The sequence below is a fragment of the Flavobacterium sp. WG21 genome (genome assembly GCF_000335775.1).
GTDB lineage: Bacteria > Bacteroidota > Bacteroidia > Flavobacteriales > Flavobacteriaceae > Flavobacterium > Flavobacterium tructae.
This window is the reverse complement of sequence record NZ_AMYW01000008.1, coordinates 109,506-135,521: the sequence shown is the minus strand read 5'-3', so window position 1 is coordinate 135,521 and position 26,016 is coordinate 109,506. Positions and strand designations below refer to the sequence as shown.

At 36.8% G+C, this 26,016-nt stretch carries 26 protein-coding genes and 2 tRNA genes; 14 read left to right on the top strand and 14 right to left on the bottom strand.

What is annotated here, in order from left to right:
- The first annotated feature begins 231 nt into the window (after nt 1–231).
- Genes C245_RS0109020 through C245_RS0109010 form a run of 3 tightly spaced genes read left to right on the top strand, consistent with a single transcriptional unit; the run spans nt 232 to nt 3,060 of the window.
- The gene (locus C245_RS0109020) at nt 232–1,344 is read left to right on the top strand and encodes an FAD-binding oxidoreductase (protein ID WP_017496266.1); all 1,113 of its coding nucleotides are present in this window, start codon (nt 232–234) and stop codon (nt 1,342–1,344) included.
- The gene (mtgA, locus tag C245_RS0109015; protein WP_017496265.1) at nt 1,344–2,114 is read left to right on the top strand and encodes a monofunctional biosynthetic peptidoglycan transglycosylase; all 771 of its coding nucleotides are present in this window, start codon (nt 1,344–1,346) and stop codon (nt 2,112–2,114) included. Before C245_RS0109020 ends, mtgA begins: the two co-directional genes overlap by 1 nt.
- Nucleotides 2,104–3,060 carry a lipid A deacylase LpxR family protein gene (locus tag C245_RS0109010; protein WP_017496264.1) on the top strand — a complete coding sequence of 319 codons (957 nt, stop codon included), beginning with the start codon at nt 2,104–2,106 and terminating at the stop codon, nt 3,058–3,060. Before mtgA ends, C245_RS0109010 begins: the two co-directional genes overlap by 11 nt.
- A gap of 155 nt (nt 3,061–3,215) precedes the next feature.
- Here the strand turns inward: C245_RS0109010 and C245_RS0109005 are convergent, their stop codons facing one another.
- A complete protein-coding gene (locus C245_RS0109005; protein ID WP_017496263.1) occupies nt 3,216–3,596 on the bottom strand; it encodes a hypothetical protein in 381 nt (126 codons plus the stop codon).
- Nucleotides 3,597–3,870: 274 nt separating this feature from the next.
- On the opposite strand from C245_RS0109005, the gene C245_RS24375 reads away from it, so the two are divergent.
- Nucleotides 3,871–4,047, top strand: a complete 177-nt coding sequence (locus C245_RS24375) for a hypothetical protein (protein ID WP_017496262.1) — start codon at nt 3,871–3,873, stop codon at nt 4,045–4,047.
- Between the two features lie 107 nt (nt 4,048–4,154).
- On the opposite strand, the gene C245_RS0108995 is transcribed toward C245_RS24375, so the two are convergent.
- From C245_RS0108995 to C245_RS0108985, 3 genes are all read right to left on the bottom strand, one after another.
- Entirely contained in the window at nt 4,155–4,403 is a 249-nt protein-coding gene (locus C245_RS0108995; protein ID WP_017496261.1) for a GIY-YIG nuclease family protein, read from the bottom strand.
- 58 nt (nt 4,404–4,461) lie between these two features.
- Nucleotides 4,462–4,535, bottom strand: a tRNA-Ala gene (locus C245_RS0108990).
- Between the two features lie 15 nt (nt 4,536–4,550).
- Nucleotides 4,551–4,622 (bottom strand) — tRNA-Phe (locus tag C245_RS0108985).
- 108 nt (nt 4,623–4,730) lie between these two features.
- Here C245_RS0108985 and C245_RS0108980 point away from each other — a divergent pair.
- From C245_RS0108980 to C245_RS0108965, 4 genes are all read left to right on the top strand, one after another.
- The gene (locus C245_RS0108980; protein ID WP_017496260.1) at nt 4,731–5,495 is read left to right on the top strand and encodes an enoyl-CoA hydratase/isomerase family protein; all 765 of its coding nucleotides are present in this window, start codon (nt 4,731–4,733) and stop codon (nt 5,493–5,495) included.
- 128 nt (nt 5,496–5,623) lie between these two features.
- Nucleotides 5,624–5,800, top strand: a complete 177-nt coding sequence (locus C245_RS24370) for a hypothetical protein (RefSeq protein WP_017496259.1) — start codon at nt 5,624–5,626, stop codon at nt 5,798–5,800.
- 31 nt (nt 5,801–5,831) lie between these two features.
- Nucleotides 5,832–6,281 carry a 6-carboxytetrahydropterin synthase gene (locus C245_RS0108970; protein WP_017496258.1) on the top strand — a complete coding sequence of 150 codons (450 nt, stop codon included), beginning with the start codon at nt 5,832–5,834 and terminating at the stop codon, nt 6,279–6,281.
- 74 nt (nt 6,282–6,355) lie between these two features.
- Nucleotides 6,356–7,099 carry a UDP-2,3-diacylglucosamine diphosphatase gene (locus C245_RS0108965; RefSeq protein ID WP_017496257.1) on the top strand — a complete coding sequence of 248 codons (744 nt, stop codon included), beginning with the start codon at nt 6,356–6,358 and terminating at the stop codon, nt 7,097–7,099.
- Nucleotides 7,100–7,140: 41 nt separating this feature from the next.
- On the opposite strand, the gene C245_RS0108960 is transcribed toward C245_RS0108965, so the two are convergent.
- The 6 genes from C245_RS0108960 to C245_RS0108935 form a co-directional block, all read right to left on the bottom strand.
- Entirely contained in the window at nt 7,141–7,497 is a 357-nt protein-coding gene (locus C245_RS0108960; protein WP_017496256.1) for a hypothetical protein, read from the bottom strand.
- A gap of 203 nt (nt 7,498–7,700) precedes the next feature.
- Entirely contained in the window at nt 7,701–8,984 is a 1,284-nt protein-coding gene (locus tag C245_RS0108955) for an MFS transporter (protein ID WP_017496255.1), read from the bottom strand.
- Entirely contained in the window at nt 8,971–10,674 is a 1,704-nt protein-coding gene (recJ, locus tag C245_RS0108950; RefSeq protein ID WP_017496254.1) for a single-stranded-DNA-specific exonuclease RecJ, read from the bottom strand. The genes C245_RS0108955 and recJ overlap by 14 nt, the downstream gene beginning before the upstream one ends.
- A gap of 81 nt (nt 10,675–10,755) precedes the next feature.
- A complete protein-coding gene (locus tag C245_RS0108945; protein WP_017496253.1) occupies nt 10,756–11,100 on the bottom strand; it encodes a HopJ type III effector protein in 345 nt (114 codons plus the stop codon).
- 152 nt (nt 11,101–11,252) lie between these two features.
- The gene (gene rsmI, locus C245_RS0108940) at nt 11,253–11,975 is read right to left on the bottom strand and encodes a 16S rRNA (cytidine(1402)-2'-O)-methyltransferase (RefSeq protein ID WP_026109965.1); all 723 of its coding nucleotides are present in this window, start codon (nt 11,973–11,975) and stop codon (nt 11,253–11,255) included.
- Between the two features lie 126 nt (nt 11,976–12,101).
- Nucleotides 12,102–13,241 carry a hypothetical protein gene (locus tag C245_RS0108935; protein ID WP_017496251.1) on the bottom strand — a complete coding sequence of 380 codons (1,140 nt, stop codon included), beginning with the start codon at nt 13,239–13,241 and terminating at the stop codon, nt 12,102–12,104.
- 236 nt (nt 13,242–13,477) lie between these two features.
- On the opposite strand from C245_RS0108935, the gene C245_RS0108930 reads away from it, so the two are divergent.
- Nucleotides 13,478–14,068, top strand: a complete 591-nt coding sequence (locus C245_RS0108930) for a thymidine kinase (RefSeq protein WP_017496250.1) — start codon at nt 13,478–13,480, stop codon at nt 14,066–14,068.
- Nucleotides 14,069–14,100: 32 nt separating this feature from the next.
- Nucleotides 14,101–14,529: a hypothetical protein gene (locus C245_RS0108925; RefSeq protein ID WP_017496249.1), complete on the top strand. Its 429-nt coding sequence runs from the start codon at nt 14,101–14,103 to the stop codon at nt 14,527–14,529.
- Between the two features lie 246 nt (nt 14,530–14,775).
- Here C245_RS0108925 and rpoN read toward each other — a convergent pair whose 3' ends face one another.
- The 4 genes from rpoN to C245_RS0108900 all read right to left on the bottom strand — a co-directional run bounded on the left by rpoN (nt 14,776) and on the right by C245_RS0108900 (nt 21,127).
- Entirely contained in the window at nt 14,776–16,236 is a 1,461-nt protein-coding gene (gene rpoN, locus C245_RS0108920; protein ID WP_017496248.1) for an RNA polymerase factor sigma-54, read from the bottom strand.
- A 184-nt stretch (nt 16,237–16,420) separates the two neighbouring features.
- Nucleotides 16,421–17,869, bottom strand: a complete 1,449-nt coding sequence (gene asnS, locus C245_RS0108915) for an asparagine--tRNA ligase (RefSeq protein ID WP_017496247.1) — start codon at nt 17,867–17,869, stop codon at nt 16,421–16,423.
- 304 nt (nt 17,870–18,173) lie between these two features.
- Nucleotides 18,174–18,704 carry an STM3941 family protein gene (locus C245_RS0108905; RefSeq protein ID WP_017496245.1) on the bottom strand — a complete coding sequence of 177 codons (531 nt, stop codon included), beginning with the start codon at nt 18,702–18,704 and terminating at the stop codon, nt 18,174–18,176.
- Between the two features lie 56 nt (nt 18,705–18,760).
- Nucleotides 18,761–21,127, bottom strand: coding sequence for an RND family transporter (locus tag C245_RS0108900; RefSeq protein ID WP_017496244.1), 2,367 nt, complete (start codon nt 21,125–21,127; stop codon nt 18,761–18,763).
- A gap of 178 nt (nt 21,128–21,305) precedes the next feature.
- Here C245_RS0108900 and C245_RS0108895 point away from each other — a divergent pair, with 178 nt between their 5' ends.
- The 4 genes from C245_RS0108895 to C245_RS0108880 all read left to right on the top strand — a co-directional run bounded on the left by C245_RS0108895 (nt 21,306) and on the right by C245_RS0108880 (nt 25,828).
- A complete protein-coding gene (locus C245_RS0108895; protein ID WP_017496243.1) occupies nt 21,306–21,635 on the top strand; it encodes a multidrug efflux SMR transporter in 330 nt (109 codons plus the stop codon).
- A 158-nt stretch (nt 21,636–21,793) separates the two neighbouring features.
- Entirely contained in the window at nt 21,794–22,555 is a 762-nt protein-coding gene (locus tag C245_RS0108890; protein ID WP_017496242.1) for a sensor histidine kinase, read from the top strand.
- Nucleotides 22,518–23,237, top strand: a complete 720-nt coding sequence (locus C245_RS0108885) for a LytTR family DNA-binding domain-containing protein (RefSeq protein WP_017496241.1) — start codon at nt 22,518–22,520, stop codon at nt 23,235–23,237. Before C245_RS0108890 ends, C245_RS0108885 begins: the two co-directional genes overlap by 38 nt.
- Nucleotides 23,238–23,557: 320 nt before the next feature.
- Nucleotides 23,558–25,828: a cation:proton antiporter gene (locus C245_RS0108880; RefSeq protein ID WP_017496240.1), complete on the top strand. Its 2,271-nt coding sequence runs from the start codon at nt 23,558–23,560 to the stop codon at nt 25,826–25,828.
- Nucleotides 25,829–26,016 lie beyond the last annotated feature (188 nt).

Genomic DNA, 26,016 nt, shown 5'->3' with positions numbered 1-26,016 from the left:
CCAAATTAGCTAAATTCCAAATTCCAAAAATTGTTAAAGTTTATGGGCTAACTTTTTTCAGCCACGAATTCCCGAATTTTTATTCTTAAGGATCAGCAAAAATAATTTGTGAATTCGTGGCTGAAAAAAAATAGTACGCGTTTTGGAATTTTAAAAAATGAAAGTTCTGGCTTAAATTTATTTCCTAAATTGTGATTTGGATTTTAACTAATTGGAATTTATTATTTTATGATGGAACTAAGCTACTGGGAACTCAAGAACTGGTTTACAAATGTTGATTATACTATTGTTGGCAGCGGAATCGTAGGACTGCACGCGGCACTGCGCTTACGCGAAAGATTTCCAACCGCAAAAATTCTGATTTTAGAAAAAGGAATGCTGCCGCAAGGAGCCAGTACTAAAAATGCCGGATTTGCATGTTTTGGAAGCCTTTCTGAAATTATGGAAGATCTTAAAACACATTCAGAAGAGGAAGTAATCCGGCTTGTAGAAAAAAGATGGAAAGGATTGCAGCTGCTGAGAAAACGATTAGGCGATACCGCAATAGATTTCAAACCGTATGGCGGTTATGAATTGTTTTTAAGAGAAGATGATTTAAATTTTGAGGAGTGTATTGCAAGGCTGCCTTTTGTCAATGAAATTTTAAGACCACTTTTCAAAGCGGATGTTTTTGCTAAAGAATCCGATCGGTTTGGTTTTGGAAACAGTCACGATTATTTAATTTTTAATCCTTTTGAGGCACAAATTGATACCGGAAATATGATGCAGGAATTGCTGAGGCAGGCTGTTGCTGAGAATATTTTGATTCTGAATCAGCAAACTCTTACTGCTTATTCTGATTTAGGGAGTGAGGTTGAACTGATGTTAAACCATTTTAGTTTTAAATCCAAAAAAGTACTTTTTGCGACCAATGGTTTTGCAGCTCAGCTGACGAAGGGAGCGGTAAAGCCTGCCAGAGCACAGGTCTTGATTACAGAGCCCATTGCAAATTTAGCCATCAAAGGAACTTTTCATCTGGATCGGGGGTATTATTATTTTAGAAATATAAACGATAGAATTTTACTTGGCGGAGGCAGAAATCTTGATTTTGAAACCGAAACAACAACTGAATTTGGGGAGACGAAAATTGTGCAAAATAAATTGGAGGATTTACTTAAAAATGTAATTTTACCGAATCAGGATTTCCGAATCGCCCATCGTTGGAGCGGTATCATGGGAATAGGAAACAGTAAAAATCCTGTTGTTACTCAATTGTCTGAAAACGTGTTTTGTGGAGTGCGTTTAGGTGGAATGGGAGTAGCAATTGGGAGTTTAATAGGAACAGAATTAGCAGATTTAATATAATGGCAGCACCCAAAAAACCGGCACCAAAAAAAACAACCGCCAGTAAACCAAAACCAGCACCAAAGAAAGGCAATCGCTCTTTTGGCGAAAAAGTAAAGTGGTTTTTCATCAAATTATTTTTATGGTTCTTCGGAATCTCGATTGCGTCTGTCGTGTTTTTTAAATATGTGCCTGTACCTTTTACACCTTTAATGATCATCCGGGCGATCGAAAACAAAATGGCCGGTAAAGAAGTCTATTTTGATCATGACTGGGAGCCGATCGATAAAATCTCAATGAATTTGCAAAAAGCGGTTATTGCCAGTGAAGATGGAACTTTTTTAAAACATAATGGTTTCGATTTTAAAGCACTTCAAAAAGCCTATAAAAGCAACGAACGCGGACGTCGTATTCGTGGAGGAAGTACCATCTCGCAGCAAACAGCTAAAAACGTCTTTTTATGGCAGGGGAAAAGTTATTTCCGTAAAGGTTTAGAAGCTTATTTCACTGTTTTAATAGAACTCATTTGGGGCAAAGAACGTATTATGGAGGTTTACCTGAACAGCATCGAAATGGGAGATGGAGTGTACGGAGCTTATGCCGCTACCGAACATTGGTACCGACGTGATGCTTCAAGTTTAACACCTATGCAGGCAGCCGGAATTGCAGCCATTTTGCCAAACCCAAGAAAATTTAAAGCAACAGGATCTTCCAGTTATATCAATCGAAGAAAAGAACGAATTGTTCGTGAAATGCGCTCGGTTGGGAAAATAAATTACAATGCAGAATAAAAAAAGCTTTCTCGGATTTCTGTTATTGACGACGGTCTTCAGTTTTGGACAGGCGAAAACGACAGAAATAGGTTTAATTACAGATAACGATTTATATACTTCGTCTAAAAACGATATGTATTATACCAATGGTCTGGAGCTTTTTTATCGTTTTTTGTCGAAGAACAATAACGAAAAAATCAGCAAGAAAATCACCGAATTTCGTATTGGGCAGTACATATATAATCCGAGATTTATAAACAAAGAGGCTGTTACGATTAACGACCGACCTTTCACAGGTTATCTTTTTGCCGAAGCAGGACGAAGTTTTTTCTATAAAAGCGAATCCGTTTTAAAGACTGATTTTCAGTTGGGCTTTATGGGACCAAATGCCCTTGGAAGAGAAACTCAGGAAAGTTTCCATCATCTTATTGGGTACAAAACGGTGTATGGTTGGGAAAACCAGCTGCACAACGCATTCGCTATTCAGGCACATGTAATGTATTCGAAGAAATTATTTCCCTCAAAGCACAATGATTTTGTCGATCTTCACTTTCAGTCGGAAGCCAATGTAGGGACAATCTTCACAGGTGTTTCAACAGGTTTACTGACTAGAATTGGTTTCAAAAAACTACTCCCGGTTTATGATTCCAATTTACATGATGCCTCGGTAAGCAATACTCGGCAATACAATATCTGTGAGTTTTATTTTTACGCAATGCCAAGTGTCAATTACCAGTTTTACGACGCTACCATCGAAGGCAGTATGTTTAGCAACACCAGTCCGTTAACGTTTGACTTGGAACCCCTTCGTTTCAATGCCGAGGCCGGATTAAAATACCGACACAATAACTTCAACATGTCGTATTCATTTATGTATCGCGGCAGAGAATTAAACGATCCGAATACCAATACCAATGCGGGTTACTTTTACGGGTCGATTCGATTTGGGTATTTGTTGAAGTAAGCTCTTGTAATTTTGGTTTTCGGTGGTGTAAATATGCCTTCAAGATTTCGTGAATCTTTGTGTGTACATTTTGTGGATCTCTGTGTAATGTCTCGACTAGAATGATGATTTTTATTCTGACAGCTATAAGAAATACGCGATAAAATTGGGGTTAACTATAATCGGGTATAATTTCCGGGCAAATGTCCTTTTGACTCAATTGTGTTGTCACTTTTTTTGAAAAAGTTAAATCGGATTAATGACCCTTCAAGTGCCTGACCAAAGTCTACAATATACAGATTATCAGTTTTAGCTATTTGCTGTGGAATGATTCGGTTGGAGGAAGTCCTAATTTGATTTTTACTGAAAGAATAGGTGTTTCCGTCAGAATTGTATTTGATATCATTTTTGGTAAAAGTAAGGATCGCTCCGGTGGTATTATCTTTCCAGCTTCCTTGTATCCAGGAAGGAGAATAGAAAACACCTTGGGTATCTTCGTCGCTTGACGAACAAGAGGTAACTAAAACTAAGCTAAGGAGTAAAATTAAATTCTTCATTTTTTTGGCGTTTAAAAGTTGTATTCGATAAGTTTAACAAAAACAATTCCGAACTCTCTTCTTTTGATATATTTAACTTTTATTTATAGGTCTGGTCTCTGTATTTCATGAAAGTACCAGACTGCAATCTTTTTGATAAAGAATGTGATATGAGGCAAGGGAGATTTTTTTGTTAGCATATTTCTCCTCTCCGCATTTTTATAAGGCTAAGGCTTAACTTTTTGGTAATGTCGCAAAACTTCTAATTTTTTATTTTTAACTCAAAATTAAAGTTATGGAAATCAATTGGGTAGTGATTGGAATTGTAGCGGCCGTTGTAATCGTTGTGATCGTATTTACAATCAAAAAAAATCAGAAAGAGAAAAAGAAACTGACGGATTTATTAAATAATGATTTTAAGAAAGCCGAGAAAGAAAGAGTAGACGCTGAAGATTCTGCGAATGAACGCTAAGAAAATTTCTTTCAAAATAAAAAAACCGTATTCCAATAAAGTAATACGGTTTTTTTGTGGAGAATATCGGATTCGAACCGATCACCTTCCCGATGCATCGGGACGCTCTAGCCTTTTGTTTTGATTAGGGTTTCGATATATTTTCGGCTTTTCATCTTCTTGATTTGTGATTCTCTTTTGCAGGCTTCACTTCTGGTTGGAAAAGTTTCATAATATTTTAGTTCCCAATCTTTGGCAACTTTTGTGTAATTGCTTCTACTGTTTAAATGATCCTGAAGTCGTTTTTCAACATCCTGACAGGAACCGATATAATATTTGTCAAGCGCTTTTGAGTATATGATGTAAGAGTAGAACATAATGGCTATAAACAAAAATACCCAAACGTACGTTTGGGTATTTTTTATAAAAACTTAGTGGAGAATATCGGATTCGAACCGATCACCTCTACGCTGCCAGCGTAGCGCTCTAGCCAAATGAGCTAATCCCCCGTGTGTTTTGTTTGTTGGACAACATTAGATTTGAACTATCACCTTCCCGATTTTTCATCGGGATACTCTAGCCAAATGAGCTAATCCCCCAAAGCGATAGCAAATAAAGTCAATTAATTTTCAAAAAGCAAATTTCAAATCACTTCCGATGAAAATATTTTTCAAAACCGTAACTTTACGATCAAATTTATTTTTATGAGTGCAGAAAAACTTGAAGGTTCTTTACAGACTACTTACCATAATGCTGTTGCAACAGTTGAATTTGGGCATCCGGCCAGCAATTCTTTTCCGAGACAATTATTAGATCGTTTAACTTCCGAAATTAATACTCTAAGTCAGAATAAAGCCGTTTCGGTTATTGTTTTACAAAGCTTAGGGGCGAAAGTTTTTTGTTCAGGTGCTTCTTTTGACGAGTTGTTAGCTGTGAAAAATGAACAACAGGGAGCACACTTTTTCTCCGGTTTTGCTCATTTGCTGAACGCGATGCGAAATTGCTCTAAAATTATTGTGGCTCGTGTTCAGGGAAAAGCAGTTGGTGGCGGTGTCGGAATTATTTCGGCTTGTGATTATGTTTTTGCAACTCCTGAAAGTGCTGTGAAATTGTCGGAACTGGCCATCGGAATTGGTCCGTTTGTGATTGAACCCGCGGTCTCACGTAAGATTGGAAAAGCTGCAATGGCCGAAATGACCTTGGCGGCACATGCATGGAAATCGGCAGCATGGGCATTAGAAAATAAACTGTTCACCGAAATCCATAATGCTGAAAGTTTAGATGTGGCTGTAGCGGATTTTGCTCAACAATTAAGTTTGTATAATCCTGAAGCTTTGTACGAAATGAAGAAAATTATTTGGGAAGGAACCGAACATTGGGAATCTTTACTTGTCGAGCGTGCCTCTATAACTGGAAAATTAGTTTTGTCGGACTTTAGCAGAAATGCTTTAGAGCAGTTTAAGAAATAGCGGGAATCCCAAAATTTTTATCTGATTCCTTTCAGAGATTTTGAATTATGATATTTGTCATTGGATGAAGCGTCAGACAGGCATAAATTTGAAATGTTTTTGAAGTGAAACACAAAAAATAAATCAAGATGAGAATTATTTCGTTGTTGCAGCAAGTTGATGTTGCAGAGAAAATTAAGGCTGCTCCGGACAGCAGTTATCAGATGGGAGTTGTGATCGGATCCTTTATTCCTTTCGTTGTTTTAGTCGGAATTGCATATTGGATGTATAACAGAGCCAAAAAAAGAGACGAGAACGGTTATTAATTTGTAAATTTGCAACCTAAAATTCAAATCGATGAGTAATATCAGAATTACAAAACAATTTAGTTTCGAAACCGGACATGCTTTATACGGTTACGACGGGAAATGCAAGAACGTTCACGGACACAGTTATAAATTATCGGTAACGGTTATTGGTTCGCCAATTACAGACCGATCGAATGTGAAATTCGGGATGGTAATTGATTTTTCGGATCTAAAGAAAATTGTAAAGGAAGAAATCGTCGATCAGTTTGATCATGCGACGGTTTTTAATCAAACAACACCACATATCGAATTGGCAAATGAATTGAAGAATCGCGGTCACCATGTAATTCTGGTAGATTATCAGCCCACAAGTGAAAACATGGTAGTTGATTTTGCAGATAGAATTATAGCACGTTTACCTAAGGAGATTTCCCTTTTCTCCCTTAAACTACAGGAAACCGAATCTTCGTTTGCCGAATGGTACGCTTCAGATAATTAATTTAGTCAAAAGTCGAAAGTCAAGCGATCTCACAATTTAAAACATCTAAGAAGTCCAACAATCTAATAATCTAAATGAAAAAAGTATATTTTGCTTCAGATCAGCATTTCGGAGCACCAACGCCAGAGTTGAGTTTGCCACGCGAAAAGAAATTTGTGGCCTGGCTGGATGAGGTGAAAGAAGATGCAGAAGCTATTTTTTTACTGGGGGATTTGTTTGATTTTTGGTTCGAATATAAAACGGTTGTACCAAAAGGATTTGTTCGTATTTTAGGTAAGCTGGCTGAAATTCGTGATAGTGGTATTCCTGTTTATTTTTTCGTGGGAAATCATGATTTATGGATGGATGATTATTTTGAAACCGAATTAAATATTCCGGTTTATCATGATAATAAGGAGTTTACTTTTAACGGAAAGACCTTTTTAATTGGTCACGGTGACGGGAAAGGACCGGGGGACAAAGGCTATAAACGTATGAAAAAGGTCTTTACTAACCCGTTTTCAAAATGGCTCTTTCGTTGGCTTCATCCCGACGTAGGGGTAAGTCTGGCACAGTATTTATCTGTTAAAAACAAATTGATTTCAGGGGATGAAGATGTAAAATTCCTGGGAGAAGAAAACGAATGGCTGGTTTTATATGCCAAACGTAAACTGGAGACCAAACACTACAATTATTTTATTTTTGGTCATCGCCATTTACCAATGATTCTTCCGGTTGGAGAAGATTCCAATTATGTGAATTTAGGCGACTGGATTGGCTATTTTACTTACGGAGTATTTGACGGAGAAAACTTCGAACTTAAAAAATTCGAGAAATAATCACTTTGTTTTGTTATAAACGAATGATCTTGAGCGTTTTTTTAGTTTAAGCCAACTCCATAAACATATTCATCCAGTTCGATTCTGAATAAAGAACCTTCAACTAAGTCTTTGATTGATTTTAATTCTTTGATAGAAACCGCCAAATCTATTGCAGCGCAAGGAGTTTTGAGTAGGAATTTATGACAGGAGTTTTTTAGTTCGCAAGCTTCACAACAAGCATTTTCAATCATACTGTCTTCAATTAAATCACAAAAATAATTCAGTTCCTGAACCGTGAAATAAAATCCGGTTTCTTTAAAAACCAATTGTACTTTGTCGGTGATGGTTTCGTTTTCCTTTTTCCAGTAAAAGGCAATTCCAAAATTATTATGATATAATTGTTCTATTTCTCTCATTACAGATTCTTTTATTTCAACAAATATAGATATTATTTATATTTGTTCTAAATAAAAAAGTCTTAAAAAAATGTTTTTTTTAAACGTATAAGTTATACAAGCTAATTTGGTTTTCTTTCTAAGTCAAAAAACATATAATGTTTATGAGGTTTAAACCTCTTTTACTGAAATTTTGGAATTTGAAAAATTAGAATTTGAATGTTTTACTCCATATTATGATGATCGTCCATGTCTTTTTGAAGATCCAGATTCCTAAAAGTAGGAGAGATCAGTCCAAAGCCTAAAACAGTTAGAAGTGTGACACTACCTCCAAAAATTACTGAAGTAACAGTTCCCATTAATTTGGCGGTTGCTCCACTCTCAAAGGCTCCCAGCTCGTTAGAAGATCCAACAAAAATAGAGTTTACTGCACCCACGCGTCCACGCATATGATCCGGAGTTTTAAGCTGTAAAATCGTTTGACGGATTACGACCGAAATTCCATCGGCAAGTCCGCTTAAAAATAAAGCAAAAACAGAAAGCCAGAAATAGGTAGAAAAGCCAAATAAGATGATCGATAATCCGAAAACGAATATGGCAATCAAAAGTTTTTTTCCTGCGTTTTTATAGAGAGGTACGTAAGCCGAAACCAGCATTGTTATAAAAGAACCCACCGCCGGGGCGGCTCTTAAGATACCAAATCCTTCTGAGCCGACTTTTAGAATATCCTGAGCAAAAATAGGCAATAAAGCTACGGCACCTCCAAAAAGTACTGCAATCATATCCAGTGATAAAGCTCCTAATACAATTTGGTTTCTGAATACAAACGTTAAACCTTCGGTAAGACTGTCTTTTATTGATTCTCCAATCTTTGGGTTTATAATAGGTTTTTTGCTGATTTGTGATAAGGCAATTAAGGAAAGCACAGAGAATCCGAAAACAAGACACATCGACCAGTGAACCCCAATCCAATTGATTGAAAAACCGGCAACGGCAGGGCCTAATACGGCACCAATTTGCCAAACTGTACTACTCCAGGTTGCGGCATTGGGATATGCTTTTTTAGGAATTATCAAGGATAAAAGAGAAAAAATAGTCGGTCCAAGGAAAGCTCTGACTAATCCGCCCAAAAAGACTAAGATATAAATGGAGTATAAAATTACATTTGAAGATAGACCCCCAACAACTCTTGGCCAGGTTACCAGAAATAATCCGAAACTGATTACCGAAAAGCCCAGAATACATTTTACCAATAATCCTTTCTTTTCTCTTTGATCGACAATGTGTCCGGCAAATAATGCCATTGAAACGGCCGGTATGACTTCCATTAAACCAATAATTCCAAGAGATAGCGGATTTTTAGTGATGCTGTAAACTTCCCACTCGATTACGATAAATTGCATTGCCCAGGCAAAAACCATTGCAAAACGCAATATTAAAAATACGTTGAACTCTCTGTAACGTAATGCCTGATACGGATCAGGTTTAGTTGAATTATTTTTTTCCATTTGTTCTGATGTCTTTAAGCATAAGTTGGTTCGAAACGGTTCCGTTCCATTCGTTTTCAGCCAGAGAATAAGCCAGCTGAAATGGGTTTTGATTTTTTGCGAGGTCTAATTTTTTTCCAAGACCAAATCCTATTGCGGCAATTCCATCTGAATTATTTTGCTTTACAAAAAGCCTCAAATGTTCCTCTTCAGCACCTAAAGTTTTGGCATAGCCCGTATCTTTTATATCCGAAGTCATAAAAACGGGTGTCATGTTCTGTGGGCCAAAAGGTTCGAATTGTTTTAGGATACGGATTAGTTTTGGAGTGATGTCGCTGAAATTTATTTCAGCGTCAATTTCTATTTCCGGCGTTCGCATTTCCGGAAGTATGGTTGCAGAAACTTGTGTTTCGAAAGCTTCTTTAAAGGTTTTATAATTTTCGGCTTTCAGGGTCATTCCTGCGGCGTACATGTGCCCTCCAAATTGTTCCAGATGTTCAGAGCAGGCATCAAGTGCGTTATAAACGTCAAATCCTTTTACGGATCTTGCTGACGCAGCATATTTGTCTCCGCTTTTGGTAAAAACCAAAGTAGGGCGATAGTAAGTTTCGATTAATCTGGAAGCCACAATTCCGATGACACCTTTGTGCCAGTCTTCCTGAAAAACAACCGTTGAAAATCGATCTTGTTCGTTGTTTGCTGCAATTTGCTGAAAAGCTTCTTTCGTAATTTTTTTGTCCAGATCTTTTCGGTCTGCATTGTATTGCTCAATTTCTGAAGCAAATTGCTGTGCTTGTTCAAAATTAAACTCTGTGAGTAGTTCCACAGCATGATTGCCATGTTTGATTCTTCCCGCTGCATTTATTCGTGGAGAGATGATAAAAACAACATCGGTTATGTCTAATGTTTTCTTTTTTACCTGATGTACCAAAGCCTTGATTCCGGGTCTTGGGTCAGAATTGATAACCTGTAAGCCATAAAAAGCCAGGATTCTGTTTTCACCCGTTATAGGTACGATATCTGCAGCAATTGCCGTGGCAACTAAATCAAGATAGGGAACGAGATCGTGTATGGTTTCGTTTCTGTTTGTTCCTAAAGCCTGAATGAGTTTAAAACCAACACCACAGCCACACAGCTCATCATAAGGATAAGAGCAGTCGTCTCTTTTTGGGTCTAAAATGGCGACAGCGTCCGGAAGAGAATCCCCGGGTCTGTGGTGATCGCAGATGATAAAATCAATGTTCCTTTCTTTTGCATAAGCGATATGATCAATCGATTTTATGCCACAGTCAAGAGCAATAATTAATGAAAATCCGTTATCATCGGCAAAGTCAATTCCCTTAAAAGAAATTCCGTAACCCTCATCGTAACGATCCGGTATGTAAGTTGCAATATTGGGATAATGTGATTTCAAATAGGAAGAAACCAAAGAAACGGCCGTTGTTCCGTCGACATCATAATCACCAAAAACCAAAATGTTTTCCTGATTTTTAATCGCCAGTTCTATTCTTGAAACCGCTTTATCCATGTCTTTCATCAAAAATGGATCGTGAAGCTGTTCTAATTGAGGGCGAAAGAAATCCTTTGCCTGATCAAAAGTCTCTATGCCACGCTGAATCAAAAGTGTTGCGACAAAATCTTCTACATTTAAAGCTTGTGCTAAATGCTTGATTTTTTCTTCAGAAGGTTTTGGTTTTATGGTCCAACGCATGGTTGATTTTAGATTTTAAATTGTTGATTTTAGATTGCTGATTTCTGAAATCAAAAATCGTTAATCAAAAATCTTAGATAATTATTTTTGTTCTAAAGCATTTCCTTCAAACTGAATTCCGTCCCAGCCTAAATTGATGAAGTTTCTAATGTTTTGATGATTAGTCCCGTTGGGATCGCCCAAAACTTCCTCAAAATAGAAAGCTCCAAAACAGGCCAAAGTTTCGTCTTTAGTTAAGTTTTGCAGTTTTGCGAAAGAGAATAATTTGCAGGAACCGGAATTTTCTCCGGCAGCATTATGTTGTGTTCCGTTTTGGAAAGCAGTTGGAGTGAAGTTGTAGTTTTCTTCAATTACTGTAATAGTTTCCGGGAATGTTATTTCGTTTGGAGTTTGTTTTACTTTTTCTAAAAAGGCTTGTATGTTCATGATGTTTATGCTTTGCTACTATTATGTATAATTTTGTTGTCCGTTCGAGCGAAGTCGAGTTTTGCTGTCAGTTCGATCGAAGTCGAGAACCGTTTGTGACATCTCGACTTCGCTCGATGTGACAAACCGGGGCTTAAAAACCAATGGAGTTTTTATTCTTCTTCATCATCCTTAGAAAATTTACTTTTCTTAGGCTCTTTTGTTATTGTTTTTCCGGCAACCACCACGACAATTTCGCCGCGTGGTGCTGTTTTTTCAAAATGTGCTAAAACTTCCTTAGCCGTTCCGCGTACATTTTCTTCATGTAGTTTCGATAATTCTCTGGAGACGCAAACTTGTCTGTCTTCTCCGAAATATTGAATGAATTCGGCTAAAGTTTTGACCAGTTTATGTGGCGAAACATATAAAATCATGGTTCGGGTCTCCTCGGCTAAAGTCAGAAAACGAGTTTGACGTCCTTTTTTGTCCGGTAAAAAACCTTCGAAGACAAATTTGTCATTGGGTAATCCGCTATTGACTAAGGCCGGAACAAAAGCTGTAGCTCCGGGAAGGCACTCCACTTCAATTTTATTCTCGACACAGGCACGCGTGAGTAAAAAACCGGGATCTGAAATAGCAGGAGTTCCTGCGTCTGAAATCAGGGCGATATTTTCACCCGCCTTCAGACGTGCAATTAAATTTTCGGTTGTTTTATGCTCGTTGTGCATGTGATGACTGTGCATGTGTGTACCAATCTCAAAATGCTTCAACAGTTTGCCACTGGTTCGGGTGTCTTCAGCCAAAATCAAATCGACTTCTTTCAGAGTCCGAATGGCACGAAAAGTCATGTCTTCAAGATTGCCAATTGGCGTGGGAACGATATATAGTTTAGACATAATTTTTCTGAATTCTAAATGGATTTATTGGACACGAATTTCACTAATTGACACAAATTTTAAGTGTCTTTAGGAATTTTACAAACAAAAGGTTCGTGCTAATTCGTGTAATTTGTGTTTTAGTTTTTATGAAAATTTCTTTTCTACAATTCCTAAGAAACGTTCTGCATAATCATCTTTTCCATCCCAGTTGTTGTAATCCGGTTTTACCATATCCTCAATAAATTCTTTTGCTTCACCGTAAGTGTCAAAAGTCAGTAACTGATTTAAAACGCGGCTGTAATCTTCTGAACTGTTTCCAAAAAGATTTTTAGTGAAGGCAATTCGGTCGTTTAGATCAATGTGAAAACCTTTTGCCAGTTTTTCATTTAGAGTGGCAGCTTTCGGTTCAGCTGGAGTTTCTAATACAGTTGTTTCAACTGTTTTTTGCTCTTTGAATTCATTGATTGACGGTGTTGGTGTTGGAGTAGGAGAAACCGCTTCGAAACTGTCTACTTTTACAAAATGCGCATCGGCATAGTTTACACCTAATATCTCTTCAAAAGAAATGTGAACAGGCTCTGGTTTTGATGGATTTTCTGCTTTTGGCTCCTCTTTTTTCGGTTTCTTTTCTTCTTGTACTTCTTCTGATTTGTCCAGTTCGAAAGCAGGAATAAAAGCAGGAATCGGTTTAGAATCACTAATAGTTGTAAACGAAAGTTCTGCTATAGTTTCCGGTTCTTTTGCCGTTTCTGAAATTGGTTCTTCCATTTTTTCAACAATTGGTTCGGCTGCGATTTCGGCTATCGGTTCGGCAATGGTTTCTACAATTGGTTCGACTGCTGTTTCTTCAGGAATTTCTGTTGCTACCTCTTCGAAAATCTCAGGTTCCGGATTTATATCTTCCGAAGGTTCACCAATTGCTTCTTCAGGAGTTTCAGGATCCGGATCTGATTCTTCTGCAGACTCAGCAGTAATTTCTTCAGCAATTACTGGCTCTAAAGTTTCTTCAGCTGCTATTTCTTCTGTAATTATTGGAGTTTCAGTCTGAACTTCTGTTGGAATTATTTCTTCTTTTTCAAAGACAGCTTCAATTTCAGAATGGATTTCGCTGTGGCCAATGGTTGGTTTCAGAGTGTCGAAATTTTCATCTACAAATTTTAAAACCGCTAGTTTTTCATATAATTTCTGCGTTTCAAGATACAATTGATTGATATCGGATTTGTTTTTAAGCTTTAAAATTCGATGAGCAATGCTGATTAAATCGGCTTCCAATTTTTTTTTCATAACTGTTGAAATTATAGTGAATAGGGTATTTTAGTATATTTTGTGTTTGAATGTCTTCATTCGTCGCCGAAATCTGAAAGATATTTTTTTATTTCTGTTAATACGCGTTTGCGAATCTTCGATTTGATAAAAATTTTCTACTTTTGAAAAAGTGAAAAATTGCGATTTTTTACGTCGATTTATTACCAGTACAAAGTAATAAAAACTATTCATTTTTAAAGGTAGAAAAATACAAAATGTTTCTCGAAAATACAGTAAATCACAAAGAACAATTTGGTTGGATTGAAGTTATTTGTGGATCAATGTTTTCGGGTAAAACCGAGGAATTAATCCGCAGATTAAAGCGCGCCCAATTTGCCAAACAAAGAGTCGAAATTTTTAAACCCGCTATTGATACCCGCTATCATGACGAAATGGTGGTGTCTCACGATGCCAATGAAATTCGTTCTACTCCGGTTCCGGCGGCTGCCAATATCTCTATTTTAGCGCAAGGTTGCGATGTGATCGGTATTGATGAAGCACAATTTTTTGATGATGAGATAGTGACGGTATGTAACGATCTCGCCAATCAGGGAATTCGTGTGATAGTTGCAGGACTTGATATGGATTTTAAAGGAAATCCTTTTGGACCGATGCCGGGACTTATGGCAACCGCCGAATATGTTACTAAAGTTCATGCGGTTTGCACCCGAACAGGAAATCTTGCCAATTACAGTTTTCGTAAAACCGATAATGATAAGTTAGTGATGCTTGGCGAAACGGAAGAGTACGAGCCACTGAGCCGTGCAGCCTATTTTAATGCCATGAAAAAGATTCAGGATAAATAAATTTTTCTTTTCTTAACCAAACAAACGAACAGATGCAGCAACCAACTAAAAAAAAGAATTCAACCATTTTAATAGTGTGTGCAATTGCGGCATTATTGCTGGCTTTGATTGCATATTGTTCTTTTAAAGAGCCTGTAACAGATAAGGGAATGATTGAGTTGGTTGCAAAATACAACGAAAATTGCCCTTTAACCATTCAGGAAGGAATTCGTCTGGATAATGTTACGCTGCCTAAAGATAAAGTGGTTCAGTACAATCTGACTTTGTTAAATGTTGAAAAAGAAACTGCCGAAATTGAAGTGATTAAGCGAAATATAGAAGAAAGTCTCCTAAGTACGGTTAAAGCAAATCCGGGGCTTAAAGCTTTTAGGGATAATGATTTTATCCTGATCTATAATTACGATGACAAAAAAGAAAATTATCTGTTTCAGGTTACGATAACGCCTAGTCAGTATAAATAATTTAAACGTTTTAAAAAATAAACCCGACAGGTTTCAAAAACCTGTCGGGTTTATTTTTTTTGAAAAAGACTGTCTAGCTGAGCGAAGTCGAAGCTTTGCGCATAGGGCTTCGACTTCGCTCAGCTAGACAGAACGATAAACTTGATAAAAACAGTTATAAAACAAAAACCTGTCGGGTTTGTTGTTTTTGAGGTATAAAAAAACCTAACGAGATTTAAAAATCAGTTAGGTTTGTTATTTTTTTGTTTAAATTTTCTTCCTCATTCTTGCTACCGGAATGTCTAATTGTTCGCGGTATTTTGCAATAGTTCTTCGGGCAATTGGGTATCCTTTTTCTTTCAGGATTTCGGCCAGTTGATCGTCCGGTAAAGGTTTCTTTTTATCTTCCTCTTCAATGGTATTTTGAAGAATTTTTTTAATTTCTAAAGTAGAGACATCTTCTCCCTGATCATTTTTCATGGCTTCAGAGAAAAACTCTTTGATCAGTTTTGTACCGTATGGCGTTTCCACATACTTACTGTTGGCTACACGTGAGATCGTCGAAATATCAAGACCAACCATATCCGCAATGTCTTTTAGTATCATTGGTTTTAGTTTGGTTTCATCACCGTCCAAAAAGTACTCTTCCTGATAATGCATGATAGCGTTCATGGTAACAAAAAGAGTTTCCTGACGCTGTCTGATAGCATCGATAAACCATTTGGCTGAATCCAGTTTCTGTTTGATAAACTGAACAGCGTCTTTTTGTGCCGATGATTTATCACGGGAATCTTTATATGTCTGCATCATTTCCTGATAATCTTTAGAAACGTGCAGGGAAGGAGCATTTCGTCCGTTTAAGGTAAGTTCCAGTTCTCCGTCAACAATTCTAATGGCAAAATCGGGAACAACGTTCTCTGTTACTTTATTGTTTCCGGTGTAAGAACCTCCGGGCTTTGGATTCAGTCTTTCGATTTCGTGAATGGCTTTTTTAAGCTGTTCGTTCGAAACACCGTATTTCTGTAAAAGCTTGTCGTAATGTTTCTTGGTAAAAGCATCAAACTGATTCTCGATAATATCAATCGCTAAATCAATATATTCGGTTGGAGTTTTGTGTTTTAACTGCAGTAACAGGCATTCTTGTAAATCACGTGCTCCGACTCCCGAAGGTTCGAGCTCATGAATGACATGAAGCATTTTGTCGACCATTTTCTCATCGGTGTAAATTCCCTGAGTAAAAGCCATATCGTCTACAATATCCGGAACAGTTCTGCGGATGTAACCCATATCATCAATACTTCCAACAAGGAATTCAGCGATTTCGCGTTCTTCATCATTTAAAATAAAAGTATTCAACTGATTGATTAAATCCTGATGGAAACTAATCGGCGAAGCAAAAGGAGTTTCGCGCTCCTCGTCTTCGCTATAATTGTTAACCTGAGTTTTGTAATCAGGTGTATCGTCGTCGCTTAGGTATTCGTCAATGTTAATGTCGTCTGCTTCGATTCTGTCTGATTCAGCATCATCGTAATCGTCGTAGTCTTCATTGGCAAATTCATCGGCTTCGTATTCGTCTTCTTTACCGGCTTCGAGGGCCGGATTTTCGTTCATTTCTTCCAGTAAACGTTGCTCAAAAGCTTGCGTAGGCAATTGAATTAACTTCATCAGCTGAATTTGCTGTGGAGATAATTTTTGGGATAATTTTAGATTTAAAAATTGCTTTAGCATTTGATTTTGTTAAAAGTTTCAAGTTTCAGGTTTCAGGTTGTAGAACGTGCCACAATTTGAAACTTGAAACTTGAAACAAATATTATTATTTTAGTTCAAACTCCAATAACTTGAAACCTGAAACTAATTTTATTATATTTAAAAAACTTAGAACCTCAGTATCTCAGTACCTTAGAGCCTTTTTTTAAAACTCTGCATTCCCGGGAGTTCTCGGGAAAGGAATTACATCACGGATGTTTGTCATTCCGGTTACAAACAATACCAAACGTTCAAATCCAAGTCCGAAACCTGCGTGAGTTGCCGATCCGAATCTTCTGGTGTCTAAATACCATGATAATTCTTCTTCGTCAATTTCTAAGGCTTTCATTTTTTCAACCAAAACTTCGTAACGCTCTTCTCTTTCTGAACCACCAACGATTTCTCCAATTCCAGGGAAAAGGATATCCATGGCACGAACCGTTTCTTTTCCAGGTTCAGTGTTGTCGTTCAGACGCATGTAAAACGCTTTAATGTTTGCTGGGTAATCAAATAAAATTACCGGACATTTAAAGTGTTTCTCTACTAAATAGCGCTCGTGTTCTGACTGTAAATCAGCTCCCCATTCGTTGATGATATATTGGAATTTCTTCTTTTTATTTGGAGTTGAATCTCTTAAAATGTCAATTGCTTCAGTATAAGAAACACGTTTGAAGTTGTTCTCTAAAACAAAGTTTAGTTTCTCTAATAAAGCCATTTCGCTTCTTTCCGCCTGAGGTTTTGATTTCTCTTCGTCTAAAAGTCTGCCTTCTAAAAATTTCAAATCATCCTGACAGTGGTCTAAAGCATATTTAATTACATACTGAATAAAATCTTCAGCTAAATCCATGTTGTCATCCAGATTGTTGAAAGCAACTTCCGGTTCGATCATCCAAAACTCGGCAAGGTGACGGGAAGTATTTGAATTTTCAGCTCTAAAAGTTGGCCCAAACGTATAAATCTGACCCAAAGCCATTGCATAGGTTTCACCTTCTAATTGTCCGGAAACCGTTAAGTTGGTTTCTTTTTCGAAGAAATCTTCTTTATAATTTACTTTTCCGTCTTCAGTTCTTGGGGTGTTGTCAAAAGGTAAAGCTGTAACTTTAAACATTTCTCCAGCACCTTCAGCATCAGAACCGGTAATAATTGGAGTATTTACATAAACAAAACCTTTGTCCTGAAAATACTTATGAACAGCATAAGACAATACCGAACGCACACGCATAATAGCACCAAACATATTAGTACGTACACGTAAATGTGCATTTTCGCGCAAGAAGTCTAAACTAGGTTTGTTTTTTGGTTGTATCGGGAATTTCTCTGCATCCGAATCTCCTAAGATTTCCAGTTTGTTTACCTGAATTTCGTATTTCTGACCTGCACCTTTACTTTCGATCAAAGTACCAATTACAGAAATAGCAGCACCGGTAGTGATTCTTTTTAGAGTTTCATCAGGTGTATTTTCAAAATCAACAACACATTGTATATTATTAATGGTAGAACCGTCATTAAGCGCGATGAACTGATTATTTCTAAAAGCTCTCACCCATCCTTTTGCATTCACTTCCTGTAACGTCGTCGTACTGTTTAATAAGTCTCTAACTTTTGTGTGTTTCATTTTTATATATAATTGATATTAAGTAATATTCATTTTGAACAACTGCAAATATAATCGATAATAATTAATTTTTGAAGCTGATTCCCGCTCTTCGCTGTATCTTTCTGTTTTTGGCGGCAAAAACAGAAAGGATGCCGCTTCGATCGGGGCTAGTGCTCTCGTTTTCAGGAGAAGCATTTTTTTTATTTTGCGTTTTGTCATTCCGAGGAACGAGGAATCGTACTAGGGATTCCGCAAAGAAATTTGTCAATCTTTGTCGAGTTTCGACTGCGATTCCTCGTTCCTCGGAATGACAAACTATGCGCTAATTTTTATATTTTTCTAAATTTTCATTTAATATTTTAACAAGCTCGGCATGATTTATTTGCATTGATCCAGCAGAAACCACAATTGGCGAACCATAATTGTTAAAATTATATTCTATTAGTTTTCTCTTTATGGCGTTATTTTCGTTTTTTATCCAGTATTCAGGATTGTTAACTTCAATAACAACCATTTTTTGACTTTGTATTTTTAGTTCTGAAAATGCCTCAACATTATTCCATTCAATATTTTGAGTAGGAGTTTTTTTTGGATTGACATTAATTCCGTTTTCATCAATAAGAATTAGTAATCTGTTTTTTACTAGCTGTTTTATTGCGGTAAAAAGGGCCATTCCAAAAAGTAAAATCGAGATAATTCCAATTGCTTTTATAAAAATTGGACTTTTATATCTAAAATTTGCTAAATTTTCAGAATCAATAAAGAACCAGATTCCTCCAGTTACAAAAAGAAGTGATAAAATTAGTAATAAGAATGATTTTTTCTTACTTGAATATATTTCAATCCTTTCCATTGATTAATTCGTGAATTTGTGGCATTTCTTATCGTGTTAATTCGTGCAATTCGTGTTTACTTCTCCAGATTCTCCAAATCCTCTTTCTTAGCTTTTTTCTTCTCAAATGTCAATACCAAAGCAGGTAAAACCAATAGATTCGCAAACATTGCAAAGGCCAATGTACAGGAAATTAATCCTCCCAATGCAATGGTTCCGCTAAAGCTGGAAAGCGTGAAAGTGGCAAACCCTAAAATTAAAACCACCGAAGTGTAAAAAGTACTGATTCCGGTTTCTCTTAAAGCACTGAAAACTGATTTTTTTACCTTTCCATTATTCTGCAACAAATCATGATGGTACTTCGCCATAAACTGAATCGCATTATCAACTGAAATTCCGAAAGCAATACTAAATACGAGTATCGTTGAAGGTTTTAACGGAATGCCAAAATAACCCATCAATCCCGAGGTGATACAAAGCGGTAAAATATTGGTGATTACCGATGCAAAAACCATTTTGAACGATCGGAACAAGTAAAGCATCAGCACAGCAATTACAAGTATTGCAAACATTAAAGACTCAATTAAATTGTCAACCAAATAAGAGGTCCCTTTTTGAAACACTAATGCTTTTCCGGTTACGGTAACTTCATAACGGTCTTTAGGGAAAATTTCATCGATTTTGCTGTGCAGTTTTTTCTCCACTTTTGCCATTTCATCCGTACCAATATCTTTCATGAAAGTAGTGATTCGGGCATATTGTCCGGTAGAATCTACGTAAGCTTTCATCAGATTTTCTTTGCTGTTTTTGGTAGCATTTTTAGCATACGACAAAATAAAAGTCTGTTCCTGCGATGTCGGCAATTGATAATATTCCGGATTTCCGTTATAGAAAGCCTGTTTCGAATACTTCACCAGATTTACAATAGAAACCGGTTTCGCTAATTCAGGCATTTCTGTGATGGTATTCTGCAATTCATCCATTTTGCGAATGGTAGAGGCTTTCATGACACCCTTTTTCTTTTTGGTATCAATCATAATCTCAAGCGGCATTACGCCGTTAAATTCTTTTTCGTAGAAGATGATATCCTTAAAGAAAGAGGCACTTTTTGGCATTTCACCAATCAAACTTCCCGAAACTTTCATTTGAGTGACTCCAATAACGCTGAAGGCTAACAATAAACCGTAAATGATATAGATTACTTTTCGTTTGTTTTTCACCACATTTTCAACAAAATCCAATAGGGTTGAAATGTATGTTTTGGTCAGATGGTACAAATGTTTTTCGCCCGGAACCGACATAAAGCTGTAGATAATCGGTACAATTAAAAGCGTCAGGAGGTATACAGAAATGACATTGATAGAGGTAACCAAACCAAATTCAAAAAGCAAATCGTTTCCGGTAATCATAAACGTTGCAAAACCTATTGCTGTCGTTAAATTGGTCATTAGAGTAGAAACTCCAATTTTCGAAATGATACGCTGTAAAGCTTTTGCCTGATTATTATGAAGTTTGATTTCCTGTTGGTATTTATTGATCAGGAAAATACAATTCGTAATTCCGATTACAATAATTAATGGCGGAATGATCGCCGTTAGAATCGTGATTTTATAATGAAATAATCCTAAAGTTCCGAAAGACCAGATTACTCCAACAATCAAAATACAGATGGAGATAAAGGTAGCTCTGTACGAACGGAAGAAGAAAAAGAAAATCAAAGAAACTGTTAGTAATGCCGCGCCAATAAAAAGCCCGATTTCACCTTTCATATTGTCAGCATTGATCGTTCTGATGTAAGGCATTCCCGAAACACGCAAATCGATTCCTGTGGTTTTCTCGAATTTATCAATTTTCGGAACCAGATTTTCCAGAATAAATGTTTTTCTTTCAGCGGTGTTTACAAGTGCTTTGTTGATGTAAATGGCCGAACGAATACTGCCGCTTTCTTTGTTGTAAAGCAATCCTTCGTAAAAAGGTAAATTATGAAACAAGTCATATTGTATCTTTTTTAAATATTCCGGATCTGTTGCTTTGTTTTGATCGATGAACGGAGCAAGAACAAATTTTTCGTTAACGGTATCTTTTTCCAGTTTCTTTAAATCGTTTAAGGAAACTACTAGATCTACTTCTTTTGATTTTTTAAGACCCGTCATTAATTCATTCCAGGCAGCATAATTTTTTGGCGTGAAGAATTTTTTATCCTGAAAACCAATTACAACCAGGTTTCCTTCTTCGCCAAATTTATCCAGAAATTTTTGATAGTCTTTGTTTGCAATATGATTTTTCGGAAGCAAGTTTGCTTCGGTATAAGTCATGGAAAGGTTTTTCCATTGGTAACCAAGGAAAATGGTCAGGGCAGCGACCCCAACGAGTATAGAAATTCTATTTTTAAGTATGATTCGGGCTAATTTTTCCCAAAATCCAACTTGTACGGCGTTTTTCATAAAAATTGTAAAATGGATGCAAATGTAGTGAAAAGTGCTCGAAATCATAAATATTCGGCTTGGTTTTTACGGTTTGTTAACACAATTGGACTGCTCCCGTAATCTAAAAATGGGATATTTTGTAGCATTCTACGCTAGGTTTTCTCATCTTTGTATCTCATTTAAAAAGGCGTAGAAAATGAATTGGATTTTATTAGTAATCGCAGGACTTTTTGAAGTTGCATTTGCCTCTTGTCTGGGCAAAGCCAAAGAAACGACAGGAATGGTTTCGACTTATTGGATGATTGGTTTCTTCGTTTGTCTTTCTATCAGCATGTTTTTGCTGTATAAGGCGACACAGGTACTGCCTATTGGTACTGCCTATGCAGTTTGGACAGGAATTGGAGCCGTTGGAACTGTTCTGGTTGGAATCTTAATTTTTAAAGAACCCGCTACTTTCTGGCGAATATTTTTTCTTTCGACTTTAATCGCTTCGATCATTGGGCTGAAATTTGTTTCCAGTCATTAATGAATGTTGGCACGCGGATTTTACAGATTAAACGGATTTACACGGATTGGTTTATTTTATGCGATTTAAAATTTAATCCAATCTTACAAAATCTGTGAGAACCAAATTTAATCCGTAAAACCCGTGGGCAAAAAAAACTTTTAAACTTTACATAAACAATGCAAGAAAACAATACAATCACTTTTATTTTTCTGGCGATTCTTTTATTGCTTATCGTTATCATCTGTTTTTTGATGTATCAATTGATGCAGTTCAAAAAGGCAAAGGACGATGCTGAGAAAAGTTTCTATGCACTCGAAATGAAGGTTAATGACTTGCAGTTGGAAACTTTAGAGTCTAAACTGAATCCGCATTTGTTTAAGAATATTTTAAATTCGATACAATCTCATGCGTATCAAACCTATTTTGCTTTAGATAAACTGGCCAATGTATTGGACTATATTCTGTATGAGAGCAAAAAGAAATTTGTTACTGCCCGGGAGGAGATTGACTTTGCACTCAATTTAATCGAAATCAATAAAATTAAAGTCAGTCCACTTTTTGAATTGAAAATCAAAACCAATATCAATAAAGAAGACAAATTGTACGAACAGCCTTTATTGGCACCGTTAATTTCGATTGATTTAATTGAAAACGCTTTTAAACATGCCGATCTTCAGAGTGCCGATGCCTTTATCTCGGTAGTTTTTGAGTTTAGAGACAATGCTTTTTTTATGACGGTTTCGAATAAGATATCAAATAAAAAAGTCTTAAAAAAAGAACGAAGCGGTTTTGGTCATGCTACTTTAGAACACCGACTAAGGATTATTTATAAAAACAACTTCAAACTCGAAAGGTTTGTTGAAAATGACGTTTATATTGCTCATCTAAAAATAGATTTACTTGAATACAAAACTGAAATGCTTGCTGCTGGACGATGAGCTGCCGGGCTTAACGTATCTGAAAATGCTTTGTGAACAGATTCCTGAATTGGAAATTGTAAAAACATTTAACAATCCCGAAAAACTCCTTGCCGAAATACCGAATCTCGATTTTGATTTGTTAATATCGGATATCGAAATGCCAGGGATCGACGGTTTGCATCTGGCAGAAATGCTGGACAATAAACTGGTTATCTTTTGCACCGCTTACAAAGAGTATGCTGCCGAAGCGTTTAATATTGACGCGGTAGATTACATTACCAAACCGGTAAAACTCGAACGTTTGCAGAAAGCGATTTCGAAAGCCCTGGAGCGTTTCGATAAGCCTGATGCAGCAAAGAAGTTCATTCAGTTAAATACAGATAAAGGCAAAACATTGCTTTACTTCAATCAGATTCTATACATCAAAACGGCAGTTAGTGACAGTCGTGATAAAACCGTACTTCTTACCGACGGTAGTTTACTGAACTTAAAAAATGTGAAATTCGACACCCTTTTACAGGAACTTCCCGAAGCCGATTTTTGCCGTGTCAACAAAAAGGAAATCGTAGCAGTAAAGGCGATAAAGTTTTTTAATCACAATGAAATCGTTTTGCATCATCAGGAAAAAGACGGTAAAAACAGTGCATTGATTCTAAGTGAAACCTATCGTGCCGATTTCCTGAAAAGAGTCAAACTATAAGATGATCCGCTAAGGCCGAAGTCCGAAGCCCTGTCTGGCTGAGTGAAGTCATGTCCGGCTGATCGAAATCGTGTCAGGCTGATCGAAGTCATGTCCGGCTGATCGAAGTCATGTCAGGCTGAGCGAAGTCGAAGCCCCCCCTTTTTTTTAGTTAGAAAAGCTTTCGACTTCGCTCAGAATCACAATCGTTTTAGCTGTCGTTATTAACTTATTACAAAGTTTTTCGGACTTGTTACATGGATTGAAAATTAGCTGTAAATTTACTTTTGCACTACAGTTGGAGTGTTGATATTTGCAGCAATAAATCTAAAAAACGAGTTATGAATAATCTTAAAAACTCCTTGTTTTACATTACGGTTATTGGCGGTTTTACAGGCCTGATCTATTGGGTAATTTCAAAAGGGGTTTCACTTGAGGCCGGACGCGGAGTCGTTCATAAAAAAATAGAAAGCAACCACTGGAATGATTTTCTTCATTCGATGATAGAAAATCTACAGCATCCTTTGGCTATTTTATTAGCACAGATCGTGACTATTATTTTAGTAGCCCGTTTGTTCGGATGGTTTTTTAGAAAAATAGGACAGCCTTCCGTAATTGGAGAAATGATTGCCGGAATTGTTTTAGGACCTTCTTTGGTCGGAATGTATTTTCCTGAATTTTCTGCCGCTTTATTTCCAAAAGAATCTTTAGGGAATCTGCAATTTTTAAGTCAGATTGGTTTGATTCTTTTCATGTTTGTGATTGGAATGGAATTGGATTTGAAAGTTTTGAAAAACAAAGCACATGATGCTGTAGTTATAAGTCACGCAAGTATTGTAATCCCTTTTGCCCTGGGTCTTTCATTAGCTTATTTTATCTACCATACTTTTGCTCCGGTTGGGGTGGAGTTTGCCTCTTTCGGACTGTTTATGGGAATTGCGATGAGTATTACTGCATTTCCGGTTCTTGCGCGTATAGTGCAGGAGCGCGGAATGCAAAAAACAAAACTCGGAACTATCGCCATTACGTGTGCCGCTGCCGATGATATCACGGCATGGTGTATTTTGGCAGTAGTAATTGCTATTGTAAAAGCAGGTTCGTTTACAAGTGCTTTGTATGTAATTGGTCTGGCAATATTGTATGTAATTGTCATGCTGAAAATAGTTCGTCCGTTTTTAAAACGTGTAGGTGATTTAAATTCAACACGTGAGAGCTTGAATAAACCTGTGGTTGCCATCTTTTTTCTAACCTTGTTGTTCTCTGCATACGCTGCTGAACTTATCGGAATTCACGCTTTGTTTGGCGCTTTTTTAGCCGGAGCAATTATGCCTGAAAACAATACCTTCAGAAATATTTTTATTGAGAAAGTAGAAGATGTTGCGATCATCGTTTTACTGCCATTGTTCTTTGTGTTTACTGGTTTACGTACACAGATTGGTTTATTGAACGATCCGTATTTATGGAAGGTAACTGCCGTAATTATCGGAGTAGCCGTAGCCGGAAAGTTCTTCGGAAGTGCCTTTGCAGCGAAATTTGTCGGACAAAGTTGGAAAGACAGTTTGGCGATCGGAGCTTTAATGAATACGCGTGGTTTGATGGAGCTTGTGGTTCTAAACATTGGTTACGACTTAGGGGTTCTGTCAACAGAAATTTTTACCATGATGGTTATTATGGCTTTGGTAACTACGTTTATGACTGGTCCGGCACTTGATTTAATAGATTTTATATTTAAAGATAAGGTAACCGCCATTCCTCAGGAAATAGGAAATAAAAGCAAGTATAAAATCCTGCTTTCTTTTGCAACGCCTGAAAAAGGAAAAAAATTGCTTAAACTGGCCAACAGTCTGGTTAAAAAACAAGCCGATAATTCGATTGTGACCGCCATGCATTTGTCGTTAAGTACCGAAATACATTCGTTTGATATAAAAGACCATGAGCGCAAAATGTTGTTGCCGGTGGTCGAAGAATCAGAACGTCTGAATCAGAGTATGGTTAGCGTTTTTAAAGTAACAAACGATATTGATACTGATATTATTGATACAGCAAATCAGGGAGAGTATGATTTATTATTAGTCGGATTAGGACAGTCTATTTTTGAAGGAACCTTGCTGGGGAAAATTCTTGGATTTACGACCAGAATCGTAAACCCGGACCGTCTAATCGATAAGTTTACCGGAAAAGAAGGGTTGTTTGAAAATTCTCCTTTTGATGAAAGAACACGTCATATTATTGCAAAAAGCAAAATGCCGGTAGGAATCTTTATCGATAAAAATCTGGAAGAAATCAATCAGGTTTTCATGCCGGTTTTTAGTAAGGAAGATGCTTTCTTAATTGATTATGCCAAAAAATTAATCAACAACAACGGGTCTCAGATTACCGTTCTGGATGCCAGCGGGGAAGTAAAAAATACCAGAGATATTCAGGAAACGATTCGTTCGATCGAACAGATTGCACCGAATCACATCATGATCATGCACGACCGAACGATTAAGAAAGAATTCTTGGAGAATCAGAACTTAATGATTATCAGTTTAGACAGCTGGAAGAAATTAATAGAATCTCAGAGTACCTGGTTGAACAATACACCTTCGGTATTGATTTTGAAACCATAGAGAAATTAAATTTTAATTTTATAAATCCCAAATTCCAATTTTGCTGGAGTTTGGGATTTTTTGTTTGACACGCGGATGACACAGATTCGCTTTGCGAAAACGCTGATTTGCACGGATTTTTTGTTTCCTTATTTCTTTGAGGCTTCTCTTTCTGTTGAAACGAAACTAAACCTTCAATTGGGATTTGG

Coding starts and splice junctions, on each gene's coding strand:
- C245_RS0109020 (WP_017496266.1), top strand. CDS start 232: ATGGAACTAAGCTACTGGGAACTCAAGAACTGGTTTACAAATGTTGAT.
- mtgA (WP_017496265.1), top strand. CDS start 1,344: ATGGCAGCACCCAAAAAACCGGCACCAAAAAAAACAACCGCCAGTAAA.
- C245_RS0109010 (WP_017496264.1), top strand. CDS start 2,104: ATGCAGAATAAAAAAAGCTTTCTCGGATTTCTGTTATTGACGACGGTC.
- C245_RS0109005 (WP_017496263.1), bottom strand. CDS start 3,596: ATGAAGAATTTAATTTTACTCCTTAGCTTAGTTTTAGTTACCTCTTGT.
- C245_RS24375 (WP_017496262.1), top strand. CDS start 3,871: ATGGAAATCAATTGGGTAGTGATTGGAATTGTAGCGGCCGTTGTAATC.
- C245_RS0108995 (WP_017496261.1), bottom strand. CDS start 4,403: ATGTTCTACTCTTACATCATATACTCAAAAGCGCTTGACAAATATTAT.
- C245_RS0108980 (WP_017496260.1), top strand. CDS start 4,731: ATGAGTGCAGAAAAACTTGAAGGTTCTTTACAGACTACTTACCATAAT.
- C245_RS24370 (WP_017496259.1), top strand. CDS start 5,624: ATGAGAATTATTTCGTTGTTGCAGCAAGTTGATGTTGCAGAGAAAATT.
- C245_RS0108970 (WP_017496258.1), top strand. CDS start 5,832: ATGAGTAATATCAGAATTACAAAACAATTTAGTTTCGAAACCGGACAT.
- C245_RS0108965 (WP_017496257.1), top strand. CDS start 6,356: ATGAAAAAAGTATATTTTGCTTCAGATCAGCATTTCGGAGCACCAACG.
- C245_RS0108960 (WP_017496256.1), bottom strand. CDS start 7,497: ATGAGAGAAATAGAACAATTATATCATAATAATTTTGGAATTGCCTTT.
- C245_RS0108955 (WP_017496255.1), bottom strand. CDS start 8,984: ATGGAAAAAAATAATTCAACTAAACCTGATCCGTATCAGGCATTACGT.
- recJ (WP_017496254.1), bottom strand. CDS start 10,674: ATGCGTTGGACCATAAAACCAAAACCTTCTGAAGAAAAAATCAAGCAT.
- C245_RS0108945 (WP_017496253.1), bottom strand. CDS start 11,100: ATGAACATACAAGCCTTTTTAGAAAAAGTAAAACAAACTCCAAACGAA.
- rsmI (WP_026109965.1), bottom strand. CDS start 11,975: ATGTCTAAACTATATATCGTTCCCACGCCAATTGGCAATCTTGAAGAC.
- C245_RS0108935 (WP_017496251.1), bottom strand. CDS start 13,241: ATGAAAAAAAAATTGGAAGCCGATTTAATCAGCATTGCTCATCGAATT.
- C245_RS0108930 (WP_017496250.1), top strand. CDS start 13,478: ATGTTTCTCGAAAATACAGTAAATCACAAAGAACAATTTGGTTGGATT.
- C245_RS0108925 (WP_017496249.1), top strand. CDS start 14,101: ATGCAGCAACCAACTAAAAAAAAGAATTCAACCATTTTAATAGTGTGT.
- rpoN (WP_017496248.1), bottom strand. CDS start 16,236: ATGCTAAAGCAATTTTTAAATCTAAAATTATCCCAAAAATTATCTCCA.
- asnS (WP_017496247.1), bottom strand. CDS start 17,869: ATGAAACACACAAAAGTTAGAGACTTATTAAACAGTACGACGACGTTA.
- C245_RS0108905 (WP_017496245.1), bottom strand. CDS start 18,704: ATGGAAAGGATTGAAATATATTCAAGTAAGAAAAAATCATTCTTATTA.
- C245_RS0108900 (WP_017496244.1), bottom strand. CDS start 21,127: ATGAAAAACGCCGTACAAGTTGGATTTTGGGAAAAATTAGCCCGAATC.
- C245_RS0108895 (WP_017496243.1), top strand. CDS start 21,306: ATGAATTGGATTTTATTAGTAATCGCAGGACTTTTTGAAGTTGCATTT.
- C245_RS0108890 (WP_017496242.1), top strand. CDS start 21,794: ATGCAAGAAAACAATACAATCACTTTTATTTTTCTGGCGATTCTTTTA.
- C245_RS0108880 (WP_017496240.1), top strand. CDS start 23,558: ATGAATAATCTTAAAAACTCCTTGTTTTACATTACGGTTATTGGCGGT.